This is a genomic window from Streptomyces sp. NPDC001709, assembly GCF_053596375.1.
Map to the genome: position 1 here is coordinate 1 of NZ_JBSFGB010000119.1, position 4,577 is coordinate 4,577.

Annotated in this window: 1 protein-coding gene; it reads left to right on the forward strand. The window is 74.8% G+C overall.

Annotated elements, in window-relative coordinates; genetic code table 11:
* Positions 1 to 4,577, forward strand: a 4,577-nt coding sequence (locus ACWC0C_RS47995) for a beta-ketoacyl synthase N-terminal-like domain-containing protein (protein ID WP_450871500.1), incomplete at both ends; no start/stop codon positions are given.

Sequence of the window (4,577 nt, forward strand, 5' to 3'; positions counted from 1 at the left end):
TACTCCACGGTGACCGGCGGGTTCATCGACACCGCCACGATGGACGCCGGGTACTGGTACACCAACCTGCGCAGCCAGGTCGGCTTCGAGCCCGCCGTCCGCGCCCTCATCGGCAATGGCGCCGGATGCTTCCTGGAGATGTCCCCCCACCCCGTGCTCGCCATGGCGGTGGAGGAGAGCGTCGCCTCCCACGGCACGGACCACCGCATCGGAGTCGTCGGCTCCCTGCGCCGTGGCGAGGGCGGCCTCGCCCGCTTCATGCTCTCGCTGGGCGAGGCGCACACGGCCGGTGTGAAGGTCGACTGGGCCGCCTGCTTCGCCGGTTCCGGAGCCGAGCCGGTTCCGCTGCCCACCTACGCCTTCCAGCACAAGCGCTATTGGCTGGACGCCACCGGCCTCGCCGACGCCTCCGCGGTCGGCCTCGGTCGCGTCGAGCACCCGATTCTGGCGGCGGCCGTGCAGGTGGGTGACCGCGACGAGTGGGTCTTCACCGGCCGTGTCTCCCACCAGGGCCAGCCCTGGGCCCGCGACCACGCTCTGTTCGGCACGGTCACCCTGCCCGGCGCAGCGCTGGTGGAGCTGGTCCTGTCCGCGGGCCGCCACGTGCGCTGCGACCTGATCGAGGAGCTGAACCTCGACGCCCCGCTGGTCCTGGACGACGACGCCGTACGGGTCCAGGTCACACTCGGCCCGGCCGATGCCGACGGCCGCCGTGAGGTGGCGGTCTACTCGCGGCCGGACGCCGGCGAGGAGCGGTCCGCCGGGGCCGTCTGCCACGCCCGCGGCCGGATCGGCTCCGACGCCGAGGGCGCCGAGCCGCCGTCCGCCCGCCTGGGCGAGTGGCCGCCCGCCGGGGCGGAGCCGGTGTCGGTGGACTCCCTGTACGCCGCCCTGGCCGAACTCGGCCTCGACTGCGGCGCGCTGTTGCAGTGCGCGCAGTCGGCATGGAACCTCGGCGACGAGGTGTACGCCGAACTCGCCCTGCCCGACGGCACGGAGCCCGGCGGTTACGCGATCCACCCGGCCCTGCTGGAGTCCGTACTGCACACCGCCCACCGTCCCGACGCCCGTGCGGTGGCGTCGGCTGCCTCCTGGTCGGGCGTACGTCTGGCCGGTGACAAGGTCTCCCAGGCGCGGGCACGCCTCGTCGCGGCCGCCGACGGCGCACTGCGGCTCGATCTCTTCGACGCCGAGGGCGCACCCGTGGCGCACGTCGACCGGATCGCCGTGCGAGCCGCCGAGGCGGCCCGGTTCGGGCAGCTGCGCCAGGGCCAGAACTCTCTCTTCCGCCTGGACTGGGCCCCCGTCACCGCCGGTGCGGCACAGCCGGTGCGGCTCGCCGCGCTGGGCGAGGTCGCCGCAACGGCCGACCGGCACCCCGATCTCGCCGCGCTCGGTCGAGCCGTCGCCGAGGGCGCGCCCGTCCCGCAGGCGGTTCTGGCGGCGATCGACACCCCTGCGGGCCGGCTGCCCTCGGCGGTGCGCGACGCGGCCGCGCGGGCCGTGTCCCTGGTACGGCGGTGGCTCGCCGCCGAAGCGCTGGGCGAGGCCACGCTCGTCGTGGTCACGCGCGGTGCGGTGGCGGTCGGGGACGAGGTGCCCGACGCCGCGCAGGCCGCCGTGTGGGGCGTCGTACGCGCCGCGCAGTCCGAGCACCCCGGCCGCCTCCTGCTCGTGGACGCCGACGGGGAGCAGGAGTGGGGTGGGCTGCTGGGTCTGGACGAGCCGCAGCTCGCCGTGCGCGAGGGCAGGGTGCTCGCTCCCCGGCTGGCCCGGGTGTCCGGCGGGCCCGCCAACGGGCACAAGCCCATGGACCCCGACGGCACTGTGCTGATCACCGGTGGCCTGGGCGCTGTGTTCGCCGAGCATCTCGTCGCCCGCCGCGACGCCCGCCACGTGGTGCTGGCCGTGGCTCGGGAAGAGGCCGACCGGTTCACCGCCGACCTGGCGTTCCTCGGCGCGCGCGTGCGTGTCGAGCCCTGCGACGTCACCGACCGCGCTGAACTGGCCGCGCTGCTCGGCTCCCTGGAGCACCCCCTGACCGCGGTCGTGCACGCCGCGGGCGAGCCCGGCGCCGGCCTGATCGAGACCCTCTCCGACGAGGGGCTGGAGACAGTGCTGCGGACCACGGTCGACACGGCCTGGCACCTGCACGAGCTGACCGCGGGCGCGGACCTCGCCGCCTTCTCGCTGTTCTCCTCCTTCGCGGGACTGGTCGGCATCCCCGGCCAGGCGGCCGCCTCCGCGGCGGACGCGGCCCTGGCGGCGCTGGCGAGCGGCCGCCGCTCGGCCGGGCTCCCCGCCACCGTGCTCGCCTGGGGCTTCCGGGCCGACGGCCGGGGCAGCACCGAAACCGGCGCGGCCGACCCCGCCCTCGTGGCGCAAGCCGGAATCCTGCCGCTGCCCACCGGGCTGGGCCTCGAACTGTTCGACCGCGGTCTCGCCGCCGACGAACCGCTGCTGGCTCCGGTCGAGCTGGATCCGGCCGTCCTGCGGGAGCAGGCCAGGGCCGGACTGCTGCCCGCCGCGCTGCGCGGCCTCGTCCGGGTGCCCGCCCGGCGCGCCGTGTCCGGCGGCTCCCTGGCCCGGCGCCTGGCCGAGGTGCCGGAAGCCGAGCGGGAGCGCGTCGTGCTCGAACTGGTCACGGCGCAGGCGGCGTCCGTGCTCGGCCACGCCTCCGCCGACGAGGTGGACAGCGAGCGCGCCTTCAAGGAACTCGGCTTCGACTCCGTCAGCGCCGTCGAACTGCGCAACCGGCTCTCGCGGGGCACCGGAGTGCCCCTTCCCGCCACCCTCGTGTTCGACCACCCCACACCGGTGGCCGTCGCACGGCTGCTGCTCGCGCAGGTCGACGGCGCGGCGGAGACCGCCGTCCCGGCCGCGCGGAAGCGGAGCGGGGCGGTGGACGAGCCGCTGGCGATCGTCGGCATCGGGTGCCGCTACCCCGGCGGCATCAACTCGGCGGAAGCCCTGTGGCGGCTCGTGGCCGACGGCCGTGACGTGATCGGCCCCCTCCCCGCCGACCGCGGCTGGGACCTGGAGCGCCTCTACAGCCCCGACCGCGAACAGCCCGGCACGACCTACGCGCGCGGCGGCGGCTTCCTCACGGGCATGGGCGACTTCGACGCCGAGTTCTTCGGCATCAGCCCGCGTGAGGCCGTGGCCATGGACCCCCAGCAGCGGCTGCTGCTGGAGACCTCCTGGGAGACCCTGGAACAGGCCGGGATCGACCCGACGTCCCTGCGCGGCAGCGACACCGGTGTCTTCGTCGGCATCACCGGCTCCGACTACAGCCTCCTCGTGCCCGGCGAGTACGAGGGCTACCGCGTCACCGGCACCATGTCCAGCGTCGCCACCGGCCGCATCGCCTACACCCTCGGCCTGGAAGGTCCGGCCGTGTCGGTGGAGACGGCCTGCTCCTCCTCCGGGGTCGCCCTGCACCTGGCCGCGCAGGCGCTCCGGGGCGGTGAGTGCTCGCTCGCGCTGGCGGGCGGCGTGACGTTGATGTCGACGCCCGTGACGCTCACCGAGTTCAGCCGGCAGGGAGCGATCTCCCCGGACGGCCGCTGCCGCGCCTACGCCGCCTCCGCCGACGGCACGGGTTTCTCCGACGGTCTGGGCCTGGTCGTACTGGAGCGTCTGTCGGACGCCAAGCGCAACGGGCGGCGGATCCTGGGTCTGATCCGGGGTACGGCGATCAACCAGGATGGCGCGAGCAATGGTCTTACGGCGCCGAACGGTCCGTCGCAGGAGCGGGTGATCCGGCAGGCGCTGGCCAATGCCGGGCTGTCGCCGTCCGAGGTGGACGCGGTGGAGGGCCATGGCACCGGCACTGTCCTCGGTGACCCGATCGAGGCCCATGCGCTGCTGGCGACGTACGGCCGGGAGCGGGACGGCGATCCGCTCTGGCTGGGGTCGATCAAGTCCAACATCGGCCACACCTCGGGGGCGTCCGGCGTGGCCGGCGTGATCAAGATGGTGATGGCGATGCGGCACGGCGTGCTGCCGAAGACCCTGCACGTGGACGAGCCGTCCCCGCACATCGACTGGCAGGCCGGCGAGGTCGAGCTGCTGACCGAGGCCAAGGAGTGGACCAGCCACGGTCGTCCGCGGCGTGCGGGTGTGTCGTCGTTCGGCGTGAGCGGCACCAACGCGCACATCATCCTGGAGGAGGCGCCCGCCGGGACCCCGGCCTCCGAGACCGTGCCGACGGCCCCGGTTCCCGCTGTGCCCGTGCTGCTCTCCGCGCGCACCGAGGCGGCCGTGCGGGCACAGGCCGATCGCCTGCGGCGGCACCTGCTGGAGAACCCCGGACTCTCGGTCCCCGACATCGGGTACTCCCAGCTGACCACCCGGGCCAGGCTGGACCACCACGCGGTGTTCGTGGCCGCCGACCGGGACGAACTGGCCGCCGAACTCGCCGCCTTCGCCGTGGGCGAGGTGACCGAGCAGACGGTCTCCGGCCGTCCCTCCGTCACCGCCAAGCCGGTGTTCGTGTTCCCGGGGCAGGGGGCGCAGTGGGAGGGCATGGCGGTCGAACTGCTGGAGTCCTCGCCGGTGTTCGCCGCCGAGATCGC